The sequence below is a fragment of the Fodinicola acaciae genome, assembly GCF_010993745.1.
GTDB lineage: Bacteria > Actinomycetota > Actinomycetes > Mycobacteriales > HKI-0501 > Fodinicola > Fodinicola acaciae.
In genome coordinates this window covers 1,055,264-1,074,308 of the sequence record NZ_WOTN01000004.1, presented here as the reverse complement: position 1 = coordinate 1,074,308, position 19,045 = coordinate 1,055,264, and the positions used below count along the sequence as shown (strand labels likewise).

Below are 19,045 nucleotides of genomic sequence, written 5' to 3'. Positions count from 1 at the left end.
CCTTCTACCCGAGGCTGCTGCGCAGCGCGTTGATGCGGTTGAGCGAAGCGGTGAAGGCGGCCTGGTCGAGCTGGCCGGACTGCAGCGCGTTGGCCAGCGCGGTGGTCGCCGCCTGGCCCTGGCTCACGTCGCGAGCCGAGGCGAGGATCAGGTCCATGCCGGCCTGCGCGGCCAGGACACTGCGCTGTCCGGTCGTCCCGTACGCCTGCAGCGCACCGGCCTCGATCGCGTCGGTGATCGTCACGCCGGAGAAGCCGAGCCGGCCGCGCAGCTCCTGCTGCACGATCGTGGACGAGAGACCCGCCGGCCGGTTGGCGTCCAGCGACGGATAGACGGCCCACGAGGTCATCACCAGCTTCACGCCGGCGCCGATGGCCTGGCCGTACGGTGCCTCGTCCACGCTGCGCAGCGTCGACAGCGGCACGTTCAGCGTGACCGGCCGCGCGTCGGTGTTCTGGTTGGTGGTGGCCGACCCGATGCCGGGGAAGTGCTTGGCGGTGGCGGCCACCTTGACGGCCTGCTGCGCGCTGATGAAGTTGCGGCCGAGGTTGCCGCAGGTGGTGGCGTTCATGCTGTACGAACGGCCGTACTGGTCCATGAAGTCACCGGCGGTGCGATAGACGTCGAGCACCGGCGCGAGATTGAGGTTCATGCCGACGCCGCGCAGGTTGTCGCCGGCTCCGGTGCCGGCCTGCGTCGCGAGCGTCGGGCCGTTGGACGACGCGCCGATCTCCTTCTCGGACAACTCCGGCGCGCCCGGCAACCGGCGCACCTGGCCGCCTTCCTGGTCGGTCATCAGCAGCAGCGGCGCCTGCACCGGACTCTGTTGCTGGGCGCGCGCCAGCTGCTGGATGACGCCGGAGATCTGCGTCGGGCTGGAGATGTTCTCCTTGAAGAAGATCACACCGGCCGCCTGGCCGTTCTGGATCGCGGTCAGCAGGCTCTGCGGCACGGTCAGCCCCGGATACGAGTAGACCACTCGCTGGCCGGCCTCCTGCTGAGGCGTGAGTTGGATCTTCGCCGCGCGAGCCTGCGAAACCGGCGTGTCGGCGAACGTCGTCGCGGTGACCGCGACCAGCACCAGGGCCGACGTGACGGCCCACCTGCGTGACTGCCATCTCATGTGGCCATTAGAGCCGCAACTGAGTCACTACGCATCTCTAGATGGCGAAATTTACAAACATCGCCGCAATTTGGCCGCATCCGGCCCGCCGTAGACTCTCTCCCGTGACCGCCGTCGCCGAGCCCGTGACAACGACCTGGCGACCGGCCTTCCCGGTGGACGTACGCGCGACGCTCTGGCCGCTGGCGCGCGGCGGCGGCGACCCGTGCCACCAGTTCGCGCCGGATGGCGCACTCTGGCGTACGACCCTGATGGCCAGCGGCCCCGCGTCGTACCGGCTGACCGCGCGCGGCCTGCACGAGATCACCTGCCAGGCCTGGGGTCCCGGCGCCGAGGAGGTCGTCGCCGGCCTGCCTGACCTGCTCGGCGGTCGCGACGACCCGGCCGGCTTCGTGCCGGCGCATCCGCTGCTTTCCGAGTCGTACGACCGAAATCCTGGCCTGCGCATTCCACGCAGCGGCCGCGTGATGGAGGCGCTGGTGCCAGCCGTACTGGAGCAGAAGGTGACCGGCAAGCAGGCCAGGATGGCCTGGCGCTGGCTGGTGCGCCGCTATGGCACGCCAGCTCCAGGTCCGGCGCCGGCGGCCATGCGCGTGCCACCCTCCGGCGAGGTGTGGCGCCACATTCCGTCGTGGGACTGGCATCGCGCCGGCGTCGAGCCGCCGCAGTCGCGCACGATCGTCACCTGCGCGCGCGTCGCCGCTCAGCTCGACCGCTGCGCCGACCTGCCACTGGAGGAGGCCTATCGGCGGTTGCAGTCCATGCGCGGCATCGGCGTGTGGACCGCCGCCGAGGTCGCCGGCCGCGCGCTCGGCGACACCGACGCGCTGTCGGTCGGCGACTATCACCTGAGCAAGGTCGTCGGCCACGCGCTCGTCGGCGAGCCGCTCGACGACGACGGCATGGTGGAGCTGCTCGAGCCGTGGCGGCCGCACCGCTATCGGGTCGTACGCCTCATCGAGTCGTCACCTTTCGCGCACGCGCCACGCCGTGGTCCGCGGATGACCATCCAGGATCACCGCCGTCACTGAATTTCCATGATTCGGCGCGTGTTGGCGACCAGCACGTCGGTCGTACGCCGGATCCAGTCACCGATCGCACGGAGCTCGGCCTCGTCGTAGTTGGTGGCCACCTTCGCCATGTCGTCGGTGAACGGTCCGAACGCCGCGGCCATCAGCGCATCGCGTTTTTCGTTAGGCACCAGCTCCACGACGACCTTGCGGCGGTCGTGCGGATCGCGCGTACGCCTCGCGTGACCGGCCTTCTCCAGCCGGTCGACCAGGCCGGTGACCGCGCCGGTGGTCAGGCCGGTGTGCTCGCCGATCGTGCCGGCGGTCACCGGGCCGAGCCGTTGCAGCACGTCGAGGCACTTGCGCTCCACCGAGCTGAGCCCCAGCAGCCGGCCGATCGCCTCGTGGAACACGACCATCGCAGTGGCGAACTCACGGCCGAGCAACGCGCCGGCGGCCTGCGCTTCCGGGGTGATGCCTTGCGTCATGACCACATCGTATCTTACTCTCCAATTATCTTAGTAGCCGAGACACTTAGAGAGTCAGAGAATGCGTGTAGTCGTGGTAGGAGCCGGCCTCGGCGGCCTGTGCGTCGCGAACGGCCTGCTCAGAGCCGGTTTCCAGGTCGAGGTTCTGGAGGCTCGGGAGCAGGTCGCCGACGCCGGCCAGGGTTATCGGATCAACGTCAACGCTGACGGCCATCGCGGCCTGCGGGCCTGTCTGGACGACGAACATTTCGCCGCGTACGAACGGACACTGCACCGGCAGAGCGACCCCGGTGTCTATCTGTACGCGCCAGACCTACGGCTCGTGTCGCGGCATGAGGCGCCGCCGGCGCCTGGCGCGATCGACCGCGGGACCGTGCGCCGCATCCTCGCCGACGCAGTGGCCGGCCGGATCCGGTTCGGTCGTCGTGTCAGGTCGCTCGCCGATGTCGGCGACGCCGACCTGGTCGTCGCCGCGGACGGCGTCAATTCGGTGCTGCGCAAGGAACTGTTGCCTGGCGCCGAGCCACGGCGGCTCGGTTGGTCGGCGATTTTCGGTCGCGCCCCGCTGACCGCGGCCAACCGGCCGTGGCTCTCGCCGACCATCCTGCACAGCCGATTTTGCGGCGTGGTCGACAAAACGACCGTCCTGGCATTGTGCGCGTACGATCCGCCGAACGGCGGATCGTACGTGATGTGGGTCCTGATGGGGCCGTCCGGCGAGCTGCCGCGAGACGGGGACCTCGTCCGGTTTGCCGTGGAACGTACGGCTGGCTGGGACAAACGAGCTGTCGCGATCCTGCGCGAGAGTGTCGCCGACGACAGTTTTCTGGCACCGTTGCGCGCGATGCCGGAGATTCCGCCGATTCCGGAGCGTACGCCGGTCGCCTTCCTCGGCGACGCGATCCACGCGATGTCACCGGCCGCCGGCGAAGGCGCCAACACCGCTCTCGCTGATGCCGGCTCGCTGGTCGCCCAGCTCACCGCCCGCGACGACCCGGCTGACGCGGTTTCGGCTTACCACAAGGAAATGCGCGTCAGAGCCGGTGCGGCACTGGAACGGTCGGCGCGGCTGACGTCCGCGGAGGTGAGCCATGCGTAAGCGCGCGTACTTGGCGATCATGCTGCTCAACATCGCGGCCGACATTCTGCTGCCGGCTCTGGTCCTGGTGGCGCTGACACCGACCGGGCTGCCAACGGCCGTACGGCTGGCGATCGGCGGCACGCTGCTGACCGGAAAAGCCGTCGCCGGTCGCGTCGAGACCGGCGTTTTCCGGTGGAGATTCGGCATTCTGGTGGCCGCGCTGGCGACAACGGCGATCGTCGGCTGCTATCTCGCCGGTTTCGGTGCCGTGCCCAGCATGGTGGCCGGCGCGATCACCTCCGGCGTGCTGGTGATCGGTGACCTGTTGCTCGACCGGAGCCGGCCCACGCTCGACGGATTTGCCTTGCTGGTGCTGGTGGAAGTGGCGCTCGGCGTCGTCCTCACCTCGATCAGCGGCGACGCGCGATTCGTGCTGGCGAGGACCTCGCTCTACATGGCGGTCGGCGGCGTCTACATGCTCGTGTCCGCGTTCACCACCAATCCGCTGATGCGTACGGCCTTGAAACCCGTCGCCGCCAATGGTGATCCGGCTCGCGCCGAGGCTTTTGACCGTACGTGGGAAAAGTCGCGACAGTTCCGGGCGATCTATCGCGGCCTGACAGCCGGTTTCGGTGTCGTGCTGCTCATCGACGCCGTGCTGCGTATCGTGATCATCTACGGCCAGCCGGCCGATGCCGTCACCAAAACGTCCTTCACCTCGCAGATTCCGCTGATCGTCATGGTCGCCTTGTGGTTTGTCATCGGTCGCGGCCTGGTCGTGCCGCGCGCACGGCGGATTCTCGACGCGGAAATGGAGGTCAGCTCTCGTTGAGGACCCGCTCGAAGGCGCGGAGATAGCTGGAGTCTCCCTGCCGGTGGCGCAGAAGCCAGTATTCGGCACCCCAGAACAGATACGCGGACAACGGCGTACGCGCCGACCGGCTCCATCGCATGCACCGGTTGTAGTTGTCGATCAGGTTTTCCGGCAGGCAGCTGAACATGGCGTTGGAGGTCGGATTCGGCGGCACCGTAACGGTTTCCCACGGCTCGGCCTGGCCTTCGGCGACGATCAGCTGGCGGTCGCCGGCCGCGGCCCAGTCGAAGAGTTCCTTTCGCCGGCGCTGCAGCCATGGCCGGCGGCTGCCGTCGAGATACACCGTCCGGCCAGCCACCTCGGTGACCGCGTGGCGCGGGTAGTAATCGATGCCGACGATGTCGGCAAAGCGCATCGCCACGTCGAGTGAATCGCCCTGGTCACGCGTGCGCCACCACTGCTGGAAGCGGACCGCCGTGGAAGTCGGCAGAAATCCGTTCATCATCACCGGCCGGCCGGGATCCGCGGCGCGTACGGCCTCGACTTCCGCGCGTACGAAGGCGGTCGACAGCCGCCACGAATGTTCCATGCCGAGCGGATCGGTCGCCTCGTGCTCCACCTGCCAGGCGACGATCGAGCGGCGATCGCGATAGCGCTCGACGACCTTGACGGCGAATCCGGCCGCCGCCTCCAGCAGGTCACGGCGCTCGACCAGTGACCCTTCCGCCAGCGGCGTCCGCAAATGGTGCGGCGGCACGAAAAACTCCGGATAGCCGAAGGCCTTCACCGGTCCGAGGCAGAGGATCACCTGCTTTCCGGCCGCCTGCGCGGCATCCAGCTGGCGGTCGAGGTCGTCGGTCAGCCACTGGCCGGGCGCCGGCTCCATCCGGTCCCAGTAGGCGGCGAGCCGGATCGTCTCGTACGGATAGGACAGCAGTTCCTTGAGCGCCTGTCCGGCGTCGAGGCCGAGCGCCTCGGCCTGCAGCGGACGAAAACTCAGGCCGAGCCGGGTGACTCCGCGCCGGCAAACCGGCCGGCGTCGCCAGTCGCTGGTCAACGGACGCGCCGCTTTTCGTACGCGCAGCTCGGAAAGCAGCGGAGCGGCAAGTCCGATGCCGGCTCCGACGGCCAATGCGGCGGCTCGCCTCATGCTTGCACTCCTCGCTGGCGTCGACTGCTGTCATTGCCAGCATCACCGGTGCCGTGGCCGTTGTCGTCGGCCGGGCGAGCTATCCGCACGTACGCGCCAGGACGTACGCGCGCCGTCCCAGCGTCGCAGATCTGCGTATCCGACGTTGGCTCGCCAACGGACGACGGCGGCGCCGGTTTTCGCGACGATCGGCACGGAAACGAACCGCGAGGAGGCGCAGTGTCCGTCATCGAGAACCCGGCCACCGGCGAGCGGATCGTGATCAGGCGGACCGCGGCCGACACCGGTGGCTCGCTGTTGTCGTGGGAACTTTTCCTGGCGCCAGGCGGACACGTGCCGAGCGGTCACACCCATCCGGAGCAGGACGAGCGTTTTGTCGTGCTGGCCGGCCGGATGCGTTTCCGGCTCGGCCGACGTACGGTCGTCGCCGGTCCCGGCGAGGTGGTGCGGGTGCCGCCAGGAGTCGCGCACAGTTTCTCCAACCCCGGCAGCGAAACCGCGCACGTGCTGGTGGAGACGCGGCCGGCGTTGGACATGCAGGACCTGCTCGCCACCGCCGCGTGGCTGTCCAGACGCGGCCGCCGGCTGCCGGCGCCGCTGGATCTGGTGCTGTTCATGGCGGATTTCCGCCGGGAAGTGCGCGCACCGCATTTTGGCGCGCTGGTCAACGCGGTCGTGGTGCCGGCTGCCTGGCTGGCCAGGCTGTGCCGGCTCGACCGGCGATATCGGCGGTCCGCGCGATGATCGAGGTGCGCGAGCTGACCAAGCGGTTTCGCGGCAGCGACCGCCCGGCGGTCGACGGCGTCAGCTTCGACGTGCCGGACGGCGACTTCTTCTGCCTGCTCGGGCCGAACGGAGCCGGCAAGACGACGACTTTGTCAGTGCTCACCACGATTCTGCTGCCGACAGCCGGCAAGGTGCGGCTTGCCGGTTTCGACCTGGCCACGCAACGCTCCAGGATCCGCCGCGAGATCGGCATCGTCTTCCAGCAGCCGTCGCTGGACCCCAACCTCACCGCCGAGGAAAACATCCGGCTGCACGCGATCCTCTATGGCCTTTATCCGTGGCGCGCGTCGCACCGGCTGATGCCGCGCGCGTATCGCTGGCATGTCGAGGAACTGGCCGCGATCCTCGGCGTTGACGACGTGCTCGGCCAGCGTACGCGGTCGCTTTCCGGTGGCACGCGGCGAAAGCTGGAGATCGTACGCGCACTGATGCATCAGCCGCGCGTGCTCTTTCTCGATGAGCCGACGACCGGACTGGATCCGGAAAGCCGCCGCGACCTGTGGGTCTATCTCGACGAGATCCGCTGCAGCGACGGCACGACGATCTTTCTCACGACGCACTACCTGGAAGAGGCGGAAACCGCCGACACCGTCTGTGTGATGTCGGGCGGTCGCGTACTGACACTGGACACGCCAGCCGCGCTGCGCGCCGGCGGCCTCAGCCTCGAGGACGCTTATTTGTTGCTGCTGGAGAAATCGCGGCTATGACCACGCTCTGGGCCATCCTGGCGATCGCGCAGCGGGACGTGACGAAACTGGTCCGCGACCGCGCGCGGCTGGCCGTCAACCTCGCTTTTCCGATCGTCCTCATCGCCGGCCTCGGTACGGTCTTGCAATCGACGGTCGGGAAGGTGACCGGACTGGACGCGGTGACGCTGGCCTTCACCGGCGTACTCGCCGCGAGCCTGTTCCAGTCCGCGGCAGCCGGCATGATCTCCATCGTCGAGGACCGCGAGACCGACTTCTCGCGCGAGCTGTTCGTCGCTCCGGTGTCACGCTTTGCCTTGATGGCCGGAAAAATCGCCGGCGAGAGCGGCGTCGCGCTGCTGCAGGGCTGTTTCGTGGTGGCGGCCGCCGGTTTGGTCGGCGTCGCCCTGACGCCGTCGTTGCTGCTCCGGCTCGCGCTTCCGTGTGTCGCGACCACCTTGCTCGGCGCCGCTTTCGGCCTGGCGACCGTCGCGCTCCTGCCCAACCAGCGGTCGGCGATGCAGGTCTTCCAGTTTCTGATCATCCCGCAGTACGTGGTGGCCGGCGTGATCGTACCGCTGCACGGTTTGCCGCCATATCTGGACTTCCTGGCTTGGGCCATGCCGCTGCGCTATGCCGTCGGCCTCACCCGCGAGCAGTTCTATGCCGGCAGCTCACGCTATGCCGAGGTCGTGGTCGCCGGCCCAGTCATCGACGCGGTCGTGGTCGGCGGCCTGTTCGCCGTGCTGCTTCTCGCCGGCACGATCGCCTTCACCTACCGCGAAAGCCACCGCTAGTGGTCGCATGGCCACCATGCTTGCGTGGGACTTGAGTTTAAGCCCCCATCCGACAATTGGACGCAACCCTTGTCGACCTGGGTGTAGCCGCCATGCGGTCTACGCGGTGAGGCGCTGCATGAGCGCGAGCAGGCGCCGCGCCGACGAGTCCCAGGTGAAGTCGGCAGCACGCGCGCGGCCGGCGGCGGCCAGCTCGGCGCGGCGCGCCGGCTCGGAGACCGCCAGCACGGCGTCCGCGTACGTCCGGGGCGAGTCGGTGTCGAAAAACGCGGCGGCCTCGCCGGCGACCTCGTGAAAAACCGGCAGTCCGCTGCACACCACCGGAGCGCCGAAGGCCATCGCCTCGATCAGCGGCAGGCCGAAACCCTCGTCCTTCGAGGCGGTGACCAGCGCGGCGGCCGACTTGAGCAGCTGGTGATAGTCGCCGTCGCTGATCCCCCGCCAGAAGACGACCTCGGCGCCATCCGGCACCAGTGCGCGCAGCTCGGCCTCGCGTTCCGGCTTGATCCGGCTGACCAGATGCAGCGTGTAGCCGGGCAGAAACCGCATGCCGGCGATCAGCGTCTCGACATTCTTGTACGGCATGAACGACCCCATGTAGACGAGGTCCTTCGTCGGCTCCACCGCCGCCGTGCTGCCAAGCCCCTCCGGCGGGGCGTTGTAGATCACCTCGACCGGCCGCCTGGTCAGCCGGTGCTCCACGATCAGGTCGCGACTGGTTTCGCTCACCGTGGCAACGGCGTCGGCGCGGTTGAGCAACAGCCGCTGCGGCGTATATGTCATATGGTAAAGCCGCCAGATTATCCGCACTGGCAAAGGCAAAAACCCGGGCGGCGTGCGGTGCCGGTAGTAGATCAGGTCGTGCAACGTCAGGATCAGCTGGTAATCGCGGCCGAGGCTGCCGATCACCTGCATCGGACTGAACACCACGTCGGCGCCGAGCTTGCGCAGTTTTCGCGGCAGGAAAAGCTCTTTCGGCGACATCGCGCTGTTGAGCCGGACGTACGGAATGCCATCGGGCAACAGAGCGAGCTGCCGCTCGTCGTTGATGATCATCGTCACCGGATGGATGCGGCTGAAAGCCTCCACCAGGCTCGCGCCATAGCGGCTGATGCCGTCATGCGTGTCGGTCCGGGTCCACCGCGCGTCGAAGAAGACTTTCATGACGTGGCCAGGAAGTCACGGATCAGCGCGGCGGCGGCCGCCGGTTTTTCGTAATGCACAAGGTGTCCGACACCGTCGATCGTACGCAGCCGGCCGTCGGCCAGCCGCGGCAGCAGCCAGCGTGCGCCGGCCAGCGGCGCCATCCGGTCGCGGTCGCCGGCGATCAGCAGCGTACGCGCATGTATGTCCGCCGCATAGTCGCAGACACCGCAGGAGGCGATCGCGGTGAAAGCCTGCAGCAGCACGGCACGGTCGTGGAAGTCGCTGAAATGCAGCAGGTGCCGACGGTGTATGTCCTTGCGCAGCTCACGGTCGCGGGTCACCGCCATCGCGGCACTCATCGAGAGCGTGAAAGCCTTGCTGGCAAGCAAAAACCGGCCGGCGCGCGGTGGCATGGCGACGGCGGCGCGATAGTACGCGGAAGCGAACCGCAGACCAAGGCGCCCAGGACCACCGTTCGCCGGCACCGGTGTGGCCAGCGGATTGACCAGAACCAGCGAGCTGACCAGCTCCGGCTCAAAAGCGGCGATCCGCGCCGCGACGATCGACCCGAAGGAATGTCCGAGCAACACGACCGGACCGGCCGACACCTGCCGGATCAGGTCGGCGATCACCTTTGCGTAGCCGGAAACGTCGTGCGGCAACGCCGGCATCGGCGGCGACAGGCCAAAACCCGGCAGGTCCGGACTGACCACCCGAAACTCCGGCAGGTTGCCGGCGATCAGCTCCAGGCCCTGGTGGGTGCCGCGAAATCCGTGCACCATGACCAAAGTCGGCGCCTCGACGCCAACCCGCGGCGCCGGATAGTAAGTCCAGTAATGCAGCTCGGCACCGTCGACGGTGGCGACGGACTCGACCGAGGCGCGTGCCTCGGCGCTCGGCACGACAGCCGTCACCGGGACCGTCCGGACAGCCGAGCCAGCTGCTCGCGGAAGCGGATCCGGTTGGGCGGCGGCGCGATGGCGCGCGTCTGCGTGCCGGAGCCGGCGACCAGCTGCTGGACCAGGTCGGCCGGCGAACCGTCGATGACCGCACGATAGATGTCTTCGAACGTACGCAGAACGGCGTTGATGTCGTGCGGCGCGATGATCCGCCGGCTGGCCGCGGCGAACCGCGCGCGCAACTCCGCGTCGGACAGCAGCCGCTGGATCATCGCCGCCAACTGGTCCACGTCACCGGGCCGGAAAAGCCAGCCGTTTTCGTCTGGTCGTACCAGATGCGGCAACGCCATCGCGTCGGCGGCGATGACCGGCTTGCCGGACGACATCGCCTCCATCGTGGCGATGCTTTGCAGCTCGGCGATGCTCGGCATGCAGAACACGTCGGCGGCCGCGTACGCGTCGCGCACTTCCTCGTCGGTGACCAGGCCGGTGAAATGGACGCGGTCGGCGATCCCCAGCTCGGCGGCCAGCGCCTCCAGCGGTCCGCGGCAGACACCGCCGCCGACGATCGTCAGGTGCGGCGGCTCCGGCAGCTGGACCTTCGCGATCGCGCGCACCAGCTCGTCAATGTGCTTCTCCTCGTCGAGCCGGCCGACGAAAAGCGCCATCGGCGGCCGTTTTTCGGTGTGCGCGGCCAGAAACTCCTCGGTGTGCCGCGCGTAGAGCTCGACCTCGATGCCGCAGGACACCGGAATGGCGATCTCCGGAAAACCGTTGTCGTGCAACAACTCCACCGCACGACCGGTCGGCGCGGTGACGATCTGGGCCCGCTTGTAACGGCGCACCACCGAACGCCACAGGTGCCGGCCGACCGCGGCGCGTACGACATGCGGCAGGTGCAGTGAGCCGTAGAGGTTTTCCGGCATGAAGTGGTTGGTCGCGACCACCGGAATGCCGCGCCGCGAACCCTGCCACAGCAGCGCGTCGCCGAACAGGAAATGCGACTGCACGTGGATCACGTCCGGCTCGACCTCGTCGAGCAGCTTTCGCGTCGCGCGCGCGATCCGCCACACCGGCGTGAGCCGGAAGGTGGGATGGAACCACGGCGTCCGGTATGACCCGATGCGGTGCAGCGTGGCGCCTTCGTACGTGGTCGTCTCGTCGTGGATGGTCCGCGACGGACAGATGATGTGCACCTCGTGTCCGCGCTCGACCAGGCCGCGGGCCAGCCGTGAGCCGAAGCGCGCGGCACCGTTGATGTCCGGTGGGAACGTGTCGGCGGCGATGACGATACGCAGCTTGCGCTCACCGAGGCCAAGGAGCGCGGCTTCGGTGAGCGAGTTCTTAGGTTTTGCCTCGACCCGGTCGGCGGCTCTGCGCAGCCGTTCCGGATGGAAGCGCGCCAGGATGGCCACGCCGATGCTGGCGATCAGCGCGCCCACGATCTCGCCGGTGATGATCCACTGGTCGTTGTGGGCCCCCTCGCCGAGCAGGCCGATGCCGAGGCCGACGGCGACCAGCGGGTCGACCAGCGTGAGGCAGGCGATGACGATGTCCGGCGGTCCGCTGGCGTACGCGAGCTGCAGCATCGCGACCCCGATGACCAGCGCCAACAGCAGGCAGACCACGGACAGCACCGGGATGCCGGTGATGCCTTCCGCGCCGAAGCCCTGCATGATGCCGCGCATCAGCAGCGACACGTAGCCGTAGCCGACGCCGGCGCCGCAGGCCAGCGCGACGCACCGTACGGTCCCCTTGGCCAGCAGGCCGACCAGGCCGAGCACCACCAGGCCACCGGCCACCAGCTGGGTGGCCAGCACCTCGGCGGCCGCGCTGACCTCGGTGTACGTCGAGCCGTTGGCGGCGGTGAAGACGAAGACCGCGAGGCCGACCGTGGTGGCCAGCGCGCCGGCGGTCGCGCGGCGGCCGAGCCGGTTGCCGGCCGATCGCGCGTAGATGAAGACGGTGAGCGGCAGCGCGAGCGCGCCGACCGGCTGCACGATGGTCAGCGGGGCGTAGCCGAGCGCGAGCAGGTGCGAGACGATGCCGCCGACGATGACCAGCAGGCCGAGCAGCCAGCGCGGCTGGCGCAGCATGGTCACCAGCGAGCCGAGGCCGAACTTGCTCTCGGCGGCGGCGACACCCGAGACCGCACCGTGCTGCAGCCAGGCGCCGGCGGCGTAGCAGCAGGCCCCGAGCGCGGCGAGGAGGATGGCGAAGGCAGTGATCGCGGTCATATGGGCCTGGTTTCGGTCCGGGCTGCGGTCGTCATCGATGACTTCATGGTCACTGCCCAACTTTGCCTGGTCATGAACAACCGGTGACAACCGTGAGGCGGCACCGACGCTCGGAATGGTATTTCCGGGCTTTGGCGACCGGGACGCAACAAATCAACCCTACGACCCGCGCACTGAGAGGTCGCTGAGTGCGTCATCGGAATGGTCCGAGTCACCGCAGCCAGCCCCTCCCACTGCCCGTCCGTCCAGCGGTGATCGGCTTCATCGCCGAACCGGCACAAACCAAAGAATAGGCCAAACGCGCACGTGCCTCGCCACCCGGAGGTGCCATCCGCACGTACCCCGGAAGTAGGACATACCTTCGGCGCGTCATCCCAACGGTTAAGTACCTTTGCTCTGGGCCAATTCGGCGGAATTGCGGTACGCGACCTTTCCTGTGTATTCCCCGCGAGAATCCGGCGGAATCGCACACTCGCCGGCATTCCGGTGTCGTGATCGTCTCAGTAGGTGAGTTACCCCACCCCTACGCGGCGTCATGGCAATTTCCGATCCGGAAAATGCCTCGTCAGCTGAGGTCGGTGGTGGCCGGTGGCAGGTGCATCGGATGACGTTCCAGGCCGCGGCGATGGAAGAAGGCCCCCATCGAGCCGGCGAGCGAGGCGACCACGGTGATCGCGTAGAACTCCAGCCCGATGTCGACCGCTCGCGCCAGCGGACTGATCGGGTTGGCGAGGTTGGACGACACCGTCAGCAGCTGGCCGGTCGTCCAGAAGAACGCGTCACCGTACGTGTGGATCTGGGTCCCCGGAGCCGCGTGCTCGGCGTACAGGATGACCGCGCTGGAGATCAGGTCGACGACCACGCTGAGCACGAACAGGAAGACCAGCCGCTCGCGAAGGTGCTGGTGGGTCGGCGTCGTGCCGCGGACGACCCGGTAGATCTCGTGGAAGGCGCGTCCCATCAACCGTACGACCGGCATAGGCTCAGTATGCCGCCGTCCTGCACGGAACGGCCGAACGACTCGCGTCCGGCTCGTAGTGTGGTTGGCCGTGAGCACCTCCCTCGTCCGGTCCAGCCGGCCGCGGCTCAGCCAGCTGGTCGCGGCCGGTGTCATCGCGCTGCTCGTGCTGACCTTCGGGTTCCTGGCGCTGCTGGACGCGGTCAACGAGCGGGACGGGATCGCCGGCTGGGACCAGCCGGTGCTCGCGTTCGCCGTACACCACCGCGCCGCGCCGCTGACCGGCTTCTTCGCCACCGTCACCGCGCTCGGCGCCGGTCCCGGCCTGGTCGTGGTCGCGCTGGCGGTGGCGGCGCTGGGGATGTGGCGGCTGCGATCGATCTGGCCGGGGGTGTTGGTGCTGGTGACGCTGGTCGGCGCGGAGCTGGTGAGTACGACCGCCAAGGTGCTGGTCCACCGGGCCCGGCCGCCGCACGGCTTCTGGCTGTCCAACGCCGGCGGCTACTCGTACCCGTCCGGCCACGCCCTGCTGTCGGCGTCGACGTACAGCGTGCTGGCCTTCGTCGGCTGCTGCCTCGTACGCGCGCTGTGGGCGCGGCTGACCGTCGCGCTGGCGGCCGGTGCGATGGTCGTCGCGGTGTCGGTCAGCCGCGTCTATCTCGGCGTGCACTGGCTGACCGACGTACTCGCCGGGACCATGGTCGGACTCGGCTGGCTGACCCTGGTGCTGGTTGGAGCCGGGGTCGCCAGTCATCCGCCGTTTCGCCGGTCCGTACGGTCCCTGACCGCGCGCCTGCAACGCTCACGCCCACCCCGCGCTTGAGAGACTGTTGGGGGAACTGAGAGGTCACGCCAATCGGCGGCTCGTCAACCGCACCACGTGGCTGGCCGACACGCACGTCCTTTGCCTGGGATATGCACACTGTCCGGTAAAAGAGACGAGCGCAGATGTGCCTCATCAATGAAGCCACGACGTCGGCATCGTTCGGCGGCCTCCTCCCCGTGCGGGCCTATTGCCTGACAGCCAAATCGTAGAGAGGTGGATAAAAACCGGCGAACGTCGGGTATGCTGGAAGGACGATGCTGGCTACGACCAGCGGGGTGGCCCCGTGAGGGGCCGCATTCTTTTCTCCGCGTGAGCCGCGTCAGGCGAGTTCGGCGGCGATGAGTTGGTGTGAGCGGACTCGGTCGGCGTAGTCGTGCGTGATGGTGGTCAAGATGAGCTCGTCGGCGCCGGTGACGCGTTGGAGCGTACGCAGTTTTTCCGCGACCGTCGCCGGTGAGCCGACAAACTGCGTGTCCAGCCGGTCGACAACCAGCTCGCGTTCCTCGTCGGTCCACTCATGTTTGGCGGCTTCTTCCGGCGTGGGAAAGGAAATCGCGCCGCGACCGGAGCGGATGCTGAGGACCCACAGGCCATACGGCGAAGCCAGCTCGGCGGCGCGCTCGTCGGAGTCGGCGACCACGATGTCGGCGCTGACCGCCACGTACGGCCGCGGAAACCGTTCGGACGGACGGAAAGCCTCACGATAGCCGGCCACAGCCTCCAGCACCTTGGCCGGCGCCACGTGATAGCTGGCAGCAAAGGGCAGGCCAAGCTTTCCAGCCAAGATCGCACTTTCACCACCGCTGCTGCCGAAGATCCACGGCTGCACGTCCGCGCCCTCGCCGGGCGTGGCGTGCGCCTCCAACCCATCCAAGCTGTAGTTTCCGTTGAGGAAGGCCAAAATGTCGTGTACGGCGTCGCCGTAATCGACCGGCTCGGCGCCCGGCAGGTGAATCAGCCGGTTTTCCAACACCAGCCGCGGCGAGGTGGCCATCGGCGTGATCGGAAATCCGGCCGGAACGACCAGGCCGTCGACGACCTTTCGTTCGCCACGCGGCGGTTCCGGAATTCTCACGCCGGGCGGTGGTGGCTTACGGTGGCCGGAGCGGCCGAGGCCGAGGTCGATGCGGCCGGGGTAAAACGCCGCCAGCGTGCCAAATTCCTCCGCGACCGACAGCGCGGTGTGATGGCCGAGCTGGACGGCACCGGAGCCGACGCGGATCGTCTTCGTCGCGGCCGCGATCTGGCCGATCAGCACCGCGGTGGCCGAGCTGGCCACGCCAGGTGCGATGTGATGCTCGGCCAGCCAATAACGGTGATATCCAGCCGCCTCCGCCTTTCGCGCCAGGTCGACGCTGTTATGGACGGCCTGCGCGGCAGTGCCGCCAGCGCCGACCGGCGACAGGTCCAAAATGGACAGTCGGGTCATCTGCTGTCTCCCTGTCGTTGCCGCAGTCCGGTCCAGCCACCTTGGTGCGCGACCAGCGGCGCGGCGTCCGTGTGCGCGCCGTCGAGCACCGCGGCGATCACGACCGCGTGATCACCGGCGTCGATCCGAGTGTGCACGCGAGCGACCAGATGTGCGAGCGCGTCGGGCAGCAGCGGCACCTGGTACGGTCCGCGGCGCCACCCCGGCACCTCGGCAAACCGGTCGATGCCGCTGGTCGCGAAGACGGTCGCCACCGCACCCTGGTGTTCGGCGAGCAGGTGGATCGCCAGGTGCTCCGACCGGCAGACGGTCGGCCAGCTCGATGACGTTTTGGAAATGTTGAAACTGAGCAACGGCGGCTCGGCCGACACCGAGACCAGCGAGGTCGCGGTGAAACCGACCGGCTTGTCGACGCCGGCCGTGACGACCGCGACACCGACCGCGTGCCGCCGGAAAACCTCGCGGAAGATCAGGTCGACACCGTCCGGCCGGGCGTCGCTCACCAGGGCCGCCAGGCTGCTCATGCCAGCGCCCGTGCGATCTCGGCGGCGCGATCGGCGACGAACTTCTGTGCTATCGCGTCACTTTCGGCCAGCGCCGACTCCGGCACACCCAGCACCACCGGTACGGTCGCGCCGACCTCGACAAGCACCGCGCGCAGAGTGTCCGATGTGGACTGTACGTGCGCGTCGGAGCCGGCGACGGCGATCGGCACCACGACCGTCTCACCGAGATGTCCCGGCGGCAGCAGGTCGATGAATGCCTTGAGCAGGCCGGTGTAGGTCCCCTTGAACGACGGCGTCGCCACCACCACGAGCCGCGCGCTTTTCACCAGCGTGAAAGGATCGTCGCCGGTGGCCGGCGGCGTCGGCCGGTCGTCGGGCTGGCCGGCGATCCGCACCTGGACGACCTCGGCGAGCTCCAGTGTCCGCCACTCGTCCAGGCCGGGCACGCTGCCACCGATCGCGGTCGCCACCGCCCGCGCCAGCGCGCCGGTGCGCGAGCCGGCCCGTGGGTGGCCGATCAGCGTCAAAGCCTCGCTCATGCCGAGATCACTCCGCTCCGTCGGTCGTCCTGCCCGACCGGCGCCAGGTCCAGATGGTCGCGTAGGGTGTTTCCGGTGTAGTCACCGCGAAAGACGCCGCGTTCCTGCAACTCCGGGATGACCTTGTCGACGAACTCGTCCAGGCCGGTCGGGGTCAGGTGCGGGATCAGGATGAAGCCGTCGGCCGCGTCCCTTTGCACGTACGCGTTGATCTCCTCAGCGACTTTCCGCGGTGTGCCGACAAAGGATTGCCGGCCGGTGACCTCGATGACGGTCTGCCGGAGGTTGAGGCCCTTTTCCGCGGCGATCTGCCGCCACCGCTCGACGCTCGTCAGCCGGTCGCGGTGCGTACGCGCGCGACCCTGCGAAATCGACACGGCGTCGTCGGCCGGCTCGAGGTCCGGCAGCGGTCCTTCCGGGTCGTACGCGGAAAGATCGCGGTTCCACAGCTGCTCGGCGAAGGCGATCGCGGTCTGCGGACCGACCTGCCGCAACCGGATCTGTCGCGCGTTTTCGCGCGCCTCCTCGTCGGTGTCGCCGAGCACGAAGGTGGCGCCCGGCAGGATTTTCAGCTGGTCGGGCGTACGCCCGTATTTCGCCAGCCGGCCTTTCACGTCCCGGTAGAAGGCCTGGCCGGCCGCCAACGTGCCATGGGCGGAGAAAATCGCGTCCGCGGTGGCCGCGCCGAATTCCCGGCCGCTGTCGGAGTCGCCGGCCTGGATGACGACCGGATGTCCCTGCGGCGGAGTCGGTGTGTTGAACTCGCCGTGGATGTCAAACTGCCTGCCCTGGTGGGAAAACTCGCCGACTCCGGTGTCCCACAGCTCTCGTGCCGTCTGCACCGTCTCGGCCGCGCGGTCATATCGCGCGGCATGGTCGAGATAGCCGCCGCGACGGAAGTTCTCACCCGTGAACGCGTCAGAGGAGGTGACGACGTTCCACGCCGCGCGGCCGCCGGAAAGGTGGTCGAGCGCGGCGAACTGCCGGGCCAGCTCGTACGGTTCGTTGAAGGTCGCGTTGATCGTGCCGCCAAGGCCGAGTTTCTCGGTCACCGCCGCGAGAGCGGCGAGCACGGTGAAGGTGTCCGGCCGGCCGACCACATCGAGATCGTGGATTTTGCCGCGCTGCTCGCGAAGTCGCAGGCCCTCGGCGAGGAAGAAGAAGTCCATCTTTCCGCGTTCGGCGGTCTTGGCAAGATGGACGAAGCCGCTGAAGTCGATGTTGCTGCCGGAGCGCGGGTCGCTCCAGACCGTGGTGTTGTTGACGCCGGGAAAATGCGCCGCGAGGTGGATCTGCTTGGTCATGTCGCCTCCGCGTACTGGTTTTCCGGCCGGCGCAGGCCAAACCGCTCACGGAACGACCCAGGCGGGTACGCCCGCGGATGGATGCCGCGATCGGTCAACACCGGAATGGTGTGGTCGACGATCGCTTCCAGGCCCTGCGGCAGGACGGCCGCCGACAGGGTGAATCCGTCGACGTACGCCCGCCATTCCTCGATCCGCTCGGCGAGTTCCGCGCCGCCGCCGACAAAGGTCAGGCCCGGTGGCGTGAAATGCTTGCGGGCATTGAGTCTTTCGTCCAACGCGGTCGCTTCGGCGGCCGTCTCGGCGACGGTCGTCGCCACGTCGACGAGGAAGGCGACCTCGTCCGGGTCGCGTCCGTTGGCGGCGATCTCGGCGCGTACGCGCTCACGAATCGCGGCCGCCTCGGTGATGTCTTTTGCCGCGGTGCGTACGATGTCGGCCCACCGCGCGGCGACCGCGACCGCCTCCGGATCGTCGACGCGTACGGCGATCAGCGGATGGCCCTGCGGCGGCCGCGGAGTGATCGACGGTCCGCGTACGGAGAAAAACTCACCGGAGAAGTCGACATAATGCAGTTTGTCGCGGTCGATGAACCGACCGGTCGCGGCGTCGCGGATTTCCGCGTCGTCCTCCCAGCTGTCCCACAGGCGGCGTACGACATCGATCGCGTCGCTGGCCTCGGACCAGAGTTTGTCCGATGGAGCAACGGTTTTGCGTCCGAAGTGCGCGGCCTCGGCGGCCGTACGCGACACCTCGACCTGCCAGCCGGCCCGGCCGAGGCTGACGAAATCCAGCGTGGCCAACGATTTCGACACGTGGAACGGCTCGGTGTGGGTGGTCGTGACGGTCGGCAGCAGGCCGATGTGCCGTGTCACCGGACCAACCCTGGCCGCGGTCAACAACGCGTCCAACCGGCCACTGGCGGTCGCGTCGGTCTCCGGACCCGGCGCGAACGAGTCGGCGATGGTGAGAAAGTCGAACCGGCCGCGTTCGGCCAGCTGAGCGAGGCCGACGTGATAGCCGGCGGTGAGCAACGTACGCGGATCGGCCGACGACTGCGTCCAGCCGGCCGGGTGATGGCCGGCCGCGTCGGCGGCGATGCCGAGGATCGGTCGGGAAAGTGCTGGCATGAGACTCCGTTTCGGGCCGTGGCGGCCGGAAACCCAGGCGTCGCGCGCCGACTGCCGGCCAGGTGGCGGAAAGGCGGGAATCAGCGACAGGTGGAGCTGTGGACGCGGCCGAGGTCGACGTGGCGGCGTTGGGTCA

The 19,045-nt window shown here is 68.3% G+C and carries 19 protein-coding genes; 7 read left to right on the top strand and 12 right to left on the bottom strand.

The features are described from left to right. Positions 1-4: 4 nt before the first annotated feature. Positions 5-1,123 carry a glycoside hydrolase family 3 N-terminal domain-containing protein gene (locus GNX95_RS40540; RefSeq protein ID WP_163513398.1) on the bottom strand — a complete coding sequence of 373 codons (1,119 nt, stop codon included), beginning with the start codon at positions 1,121-1,123 and terminating at the stop codon, positions 5-7. Between the two features lie 104 nt (positions 1,124-1,227). Here GNX95_RS40540 and GNX95_RS40535 point away from each other — a divergent pair, with 104 nt between their 5' ends. Next, the gene (locus tag GNX95_RS40535; protein ID WP_163513396.1) at positions 1,228-2,154 is read left to right on the top strand and encodes a DNA-3-methyladenine glycosylase family protein; all 927 of its coding nucleotides are present in this window, start codon (positions 1,228-1,230) and stop codon (positions 2,152-2,154) included. On the opposite strand, the gene GNX95_RS40530 is transcribed toward GNX95_RS40535, so the two are convergent. Continuing rightward, positions 2,148-2,621 carry a MarR family winged helix-turn-helix transcriptional regulator gene (locus tag GNX95_RS40530; RefSeq protein ID WP_163513395.1) on the bottom strand — a complete coding sequence of 158 codons (474 nt, stop codon included), beginning with the start codon at positions 2,619-2,621 and terminating at the stop codon, positions 2,148-2,150. The genes GNX95_RS40535 and GNX95_RS40530 overlap by 7 nt on opposite strands. A 61-nt stretch (positions 2,622-2,682) precedes the next feature. Between GNX95_RS40530 and GNX95_RS40525 the strand changes: the two genes are divergently transcribed. Continuing rightward, positions 2,683-3,720 (top strand): FAD-dependent monooxygenase, encoded by a 1,038-nt coding sequence (locus GNX95_RS40525; RefSeq protein ID WP_163513393.1) that lies wholly within the window; start codon positions 2,683-2,685, stop codon positions 3,718-3,720. Beyond that, complete coding sequence (locus tag GNX95_RS40520) at positions 3,713-4,534, top strand: VC0807 family protein (protein ID WP_163513391.1); 822 nt, start codon at positions 3,713-3,715, stop codon at positions 4,532-4,534. The genes GNX95_RS40525 and GNX95_RS40520 overlap by 8 nt, the downstream gene beginning before the upstream one ends. On the opposite strand, the gene GNX95_RS40515 is transcribed toward GNX95_RS40520, so the two are convergent. After that, on the bottom strand, positions 4,521-5,666 hold the full coding sequence (locus GNX95_RS40515; RefSeq protein ID WP_163513389.1) for a glycoside hydrolase 5 family protein: 1,146 nt from the start codon (positions 5,664-5,666) through the stop codon (positions 4,521-4,523). The genes GNX95_RS40520 and GNX95_RS40515 overlap by 14 nt on opposite strands. 219 nt (positions 5,667-5,885) lie before the next feature. Between GNX95_RS40515 and GNX95_RS40510 the strand changes: the two genes are divergently transcribed. From GNX95_RS40510 to GNX95_RS40500, 3 genes are read left to right on the top strand one after another with little or no spacing between them, the layout of a single operon-like run. Continuing rightward, positions 5,886-6,410, top strand: a complete 525-nt coding sequence (locus tag GNX95_RS40510; protein WP_163513388.1) for a cupin domain-containing protein — start codon at positions 5,886-5,888, stop codon at positions 6,408-6,410. After that, a complete protein-coding gene (locus GNX95_RS40505) occupies positions 6,407-7,159 on the top strand; it encodes an ABC transporter ATP-binding protein (protein ID WP_163513386.1) in 753 nt (250 codons plus the stop codon). Before GNX95_RS40510 ends, GNX95_RS40505 begins: the two co-directional genes overlap by 4 nt. After that, complete coding sequence (locus GNX95_RS40500) at positions 7,156-7,935, top strand: ABC transporter permease (protein WP_163513384.1); 780 nt, start codon at positions 7,156-7,158, stop codon at positions 7,933-7,935. Before GNX95_RS40505 ends, GNX95_RS40500 begins: the two co-directional genes overlap by 4 nt. A 99-nt stretch (positions 7,936-8,034) precedes the next feature. On the opposite strand, the gene GNX95_RS40495 is transcribed toward GNX95_RS40500, so the two are convergent. The 4 genes from GNX95_RS40495 to GNX95_RS40480 form a co-directional block, all read right to left on the bottom strand. Then, positions 8,035-9,099 carry a glycosyltransferase family 4 protein gene (locus GNX95_RS40495; protein ID WP_163513381.1) on the bottom strand — a complete coding sequence of 355 codons (1,065 nt, stop codon included), beginning with the start codon at positions 9,097-9,099 and terminating at the stop codon, positions 8,035-8,037. After that, positions 9,096-9,995: an alpha/beta fold hydrolase gene (locus GNX95_RS40490; protein WP_222854304.1), complete on the bottom strand. Its 900-nt coding sequence runs from the start codon at positions 9,993-9,995 to the stop codon at positions 9,096-9,098. The genes GNX95_RS40495 and GNX95_RS40490 overlap by 4 nt, the downstream gene beginning before the upstream one ends. Continuing rightward, complete coding sequence (locus tag GNX95_RS40485) at positions 9,992-12,217, bottom strand: glycosyltransferase (protein WP_163513379.1); 2,226 nt, start codon at positions 12,215-12,217, stop codon at positions 9,992-9,994. The genes GNX95_RS40490 and GNX95_RS40485 overlap by 4 nt, the downstream gene beginning before the upstream one ends. Positions 12,218-12,782: 565 nt before the next feature. Then, entirely contained in the window at positions 12,783-13,196 is a 414-nt protein-coding gene (locus GNX95_RS40480; protein ID WP_163513377.1) for a hypothetical protein, read from the bottom strand. A gap of 70 nt (positions 13,197-13,266) precedes the next feature. On the opposite strand from GNX95_RS40480, the gene GNX95_RS40475 reads away from it, so the two are divergent. Continuing rightward, complete coding sequence (locus GNX95_RS40475) at positions 13,267-13,998, top strand: phosphatase PAP2 family protein (RefSeq protein ID WP_163513375.1); 732 nt, start codon at positions 13,267-13,269, stop codon at positions 13,996-13,998. Between the two features lie 322 nt (positions 13,999-14,320). On the opposite strand, the gene GNX95_RS40470 is transcribed toward GNX95_RS40475, so the two are convergent. Genes GNX95_RS40470 through GNX95_RS40450 form a run of 5 tightly spaced genes read right to left on the bottom strand, consistent with a single transcriptional unit; the run spans position 14,321 to position 18,909 of the window. Beyond that, a complete protein-coding gene (locus tag GNX95_RS40470) occupies positions 14,321-15,430 on the bottom strand; it encodes an LLM class flavin-dependent oxidoreductase (protein WP_163513373.1) in 1,110 nt (369 codons plus the stop codon). After that, entirely contained in the window at positions 15,427-15,954 is a 528-nt protein-coding gene (locus GNX95_RS40465; RefSeq protein ID WP_163513371.1) for a flavin reductase family protein, read from the bottom strand. Before GNX95_RS40465 ends, GNX95_RS40470 begins: the two co-directional genes overlap by 4 nt. Continuing rightward, positions 15,951-16,475: an NAD(P)H-dependent oxidoreductase gene (locus tag GNX95_RS40460; RefSeq protein ID WP_163513369.1), complete on the bottom strand. Its 525-nt coding sequence runs from the start codon at positions 16,473-16,475 to the stop codon at positions 15,951-15,953. Before GNX95_RS40460 ends, GNX95_RS40465 begins: the two co-directional genes overlap by 4 nt. Then, positions 16,472-17,779, bottom strand: coding sequence for an LLM class flavin-dependent oxidoreductase (locus GNX95_RS40455; RefSeq protein ID WP_163513367.1), 1,308 nt, complete (start codon positions 17,777-17,779; stop codon positions 16,472-16,474). Before GNX95_RS40455 ends, GNX95_RS40460 begins: the two co-directional genes overlap by 4 nt. After that, positions 17,776-18,909 (bottom strand): LLM class flavin-dependent oxidoreductase, encoded by a 1,134-nt coding sequence (locus tag GNX95_RS40450; protein ID WP_163513365.1) that lies wholly within the window; start codon positions 18,907-18,909, stop codon positions 17,776-17,778. The genes GNX95_RS40455 and GNX95_RS40450 overlap by 4 nt, the downstream gene beginning before the upstream one ends. Between the last annotated feature and the right edge of the window lie 136 nt (positions 18,910-19,045).

Bases quoted from the DNA above. Each gene is read 5' to 3' on its own strand.
- GNX95_RS40515 (WP_163513389.1), bottom strand. From the start codon at position 5,666: ATGAGGCGAGCCGCCGCATTGGCCGTCGGAGCCGGCATCGGACTTGCC.
- GNX95_RS40530 (WP_163513395.1), bottom strand. From the start codon at position 2,621: ATGACGCAAGGCATCACCCCGGAAGCGCAGGCCGCCGGCGCGTTGCTC.
- GNX95_RS40520 (WP_163513391.1), top strand. From the start codon at position 3,713: ATGCGTAAGCGCGCGTACTTGGCGATCATGCTGCTCAACATCGCGGCC.
- GNX95_RS40460 (WP_163513369.1), bottom strand. From the start codon at position 16,475: ATGAGCGAGGCTTTGACGCTGATCGGCCACCCACGGGCCGGCTCGCGC.
- GNX95_RS40525 (WP_163513393.1), top strand. From the start codon at position 2,683: ATGCGTGTAGTCGTGGTAGGAGCCGGCCTCGGCGGCCTGTGCGTCGCG.
- GNX95_RS40450 (WP_163513365.1), bottom strand. From the start codon at position 18,909: ATGCCAGCACTTTCCCGACCGATCCTCGGCATCGCCGCCGACGCGGCC.
- GNX95_RS40505 (WP_163513386.1), top strand. From the start codon at position 6,407: ATGATCGAGGTGCGCGAGCTGACCAAGCGGTTTCGCGGCAGCGACCGC.
- GNX95_RS40470 (WP_163513373.1), bottom strand. From the start codon at position 15,430: ATGACCCGACTGTCCATTTTGGACCTGTCGCCGGTCGGCGCTGGCGGC.
- GNX95_RS40485 (WP_163513379.1), bottom strand. From the start codon at position 12,217: ATGACCGCGATCACTGCCTTCGCCATCCTCCTCGCCGCGCTCGGGGCC.
- GNX95_RS40495 (WP_163513381.1), bottom strand. From the start codon at position 9,099: ATGAAAGTCTTCTTCGACGCGCGGTGGACCCGGACCGACACGCATGAC.
- GNX95_RS40455 (WP_163513367.1), bottom strand. From the start codon at position 17,779: ATGACCAAGCAGATCCACCTCGCGGCGCATTTTCCCGGCGTCAACAAC.
- GNX95_RS40500 (WP_163513384.1), top strand. From the start codon at position 7,156: ATGACCACGCTCTGGGCCATCCTGGCGATCGCGCAGCGGGACGTGACG.
- GNX95_RS40540 (WP_163513398.1), bottom strand. From the start codon at position 1,123: ATGAGATGGCAGTCACGCAGGTGGGCCGTCACGTCGGCCCTGGTGCTG.
- GNX95_RS40480 (WP_163513377.1), bottom strand. From the start codon at position 13,196: ATGCCGGTCGTACGGTTGATGGGACGCGCCTTCCACGAGATCTACCGG.
- GNX95_RS40465 (WP_163513371.1), bottom strand. From the start codon at position 15,954: ATGAGCAGCCTGGCGGCCCTGGTGAGCGACGCCCGGCCGGACGGTGTC.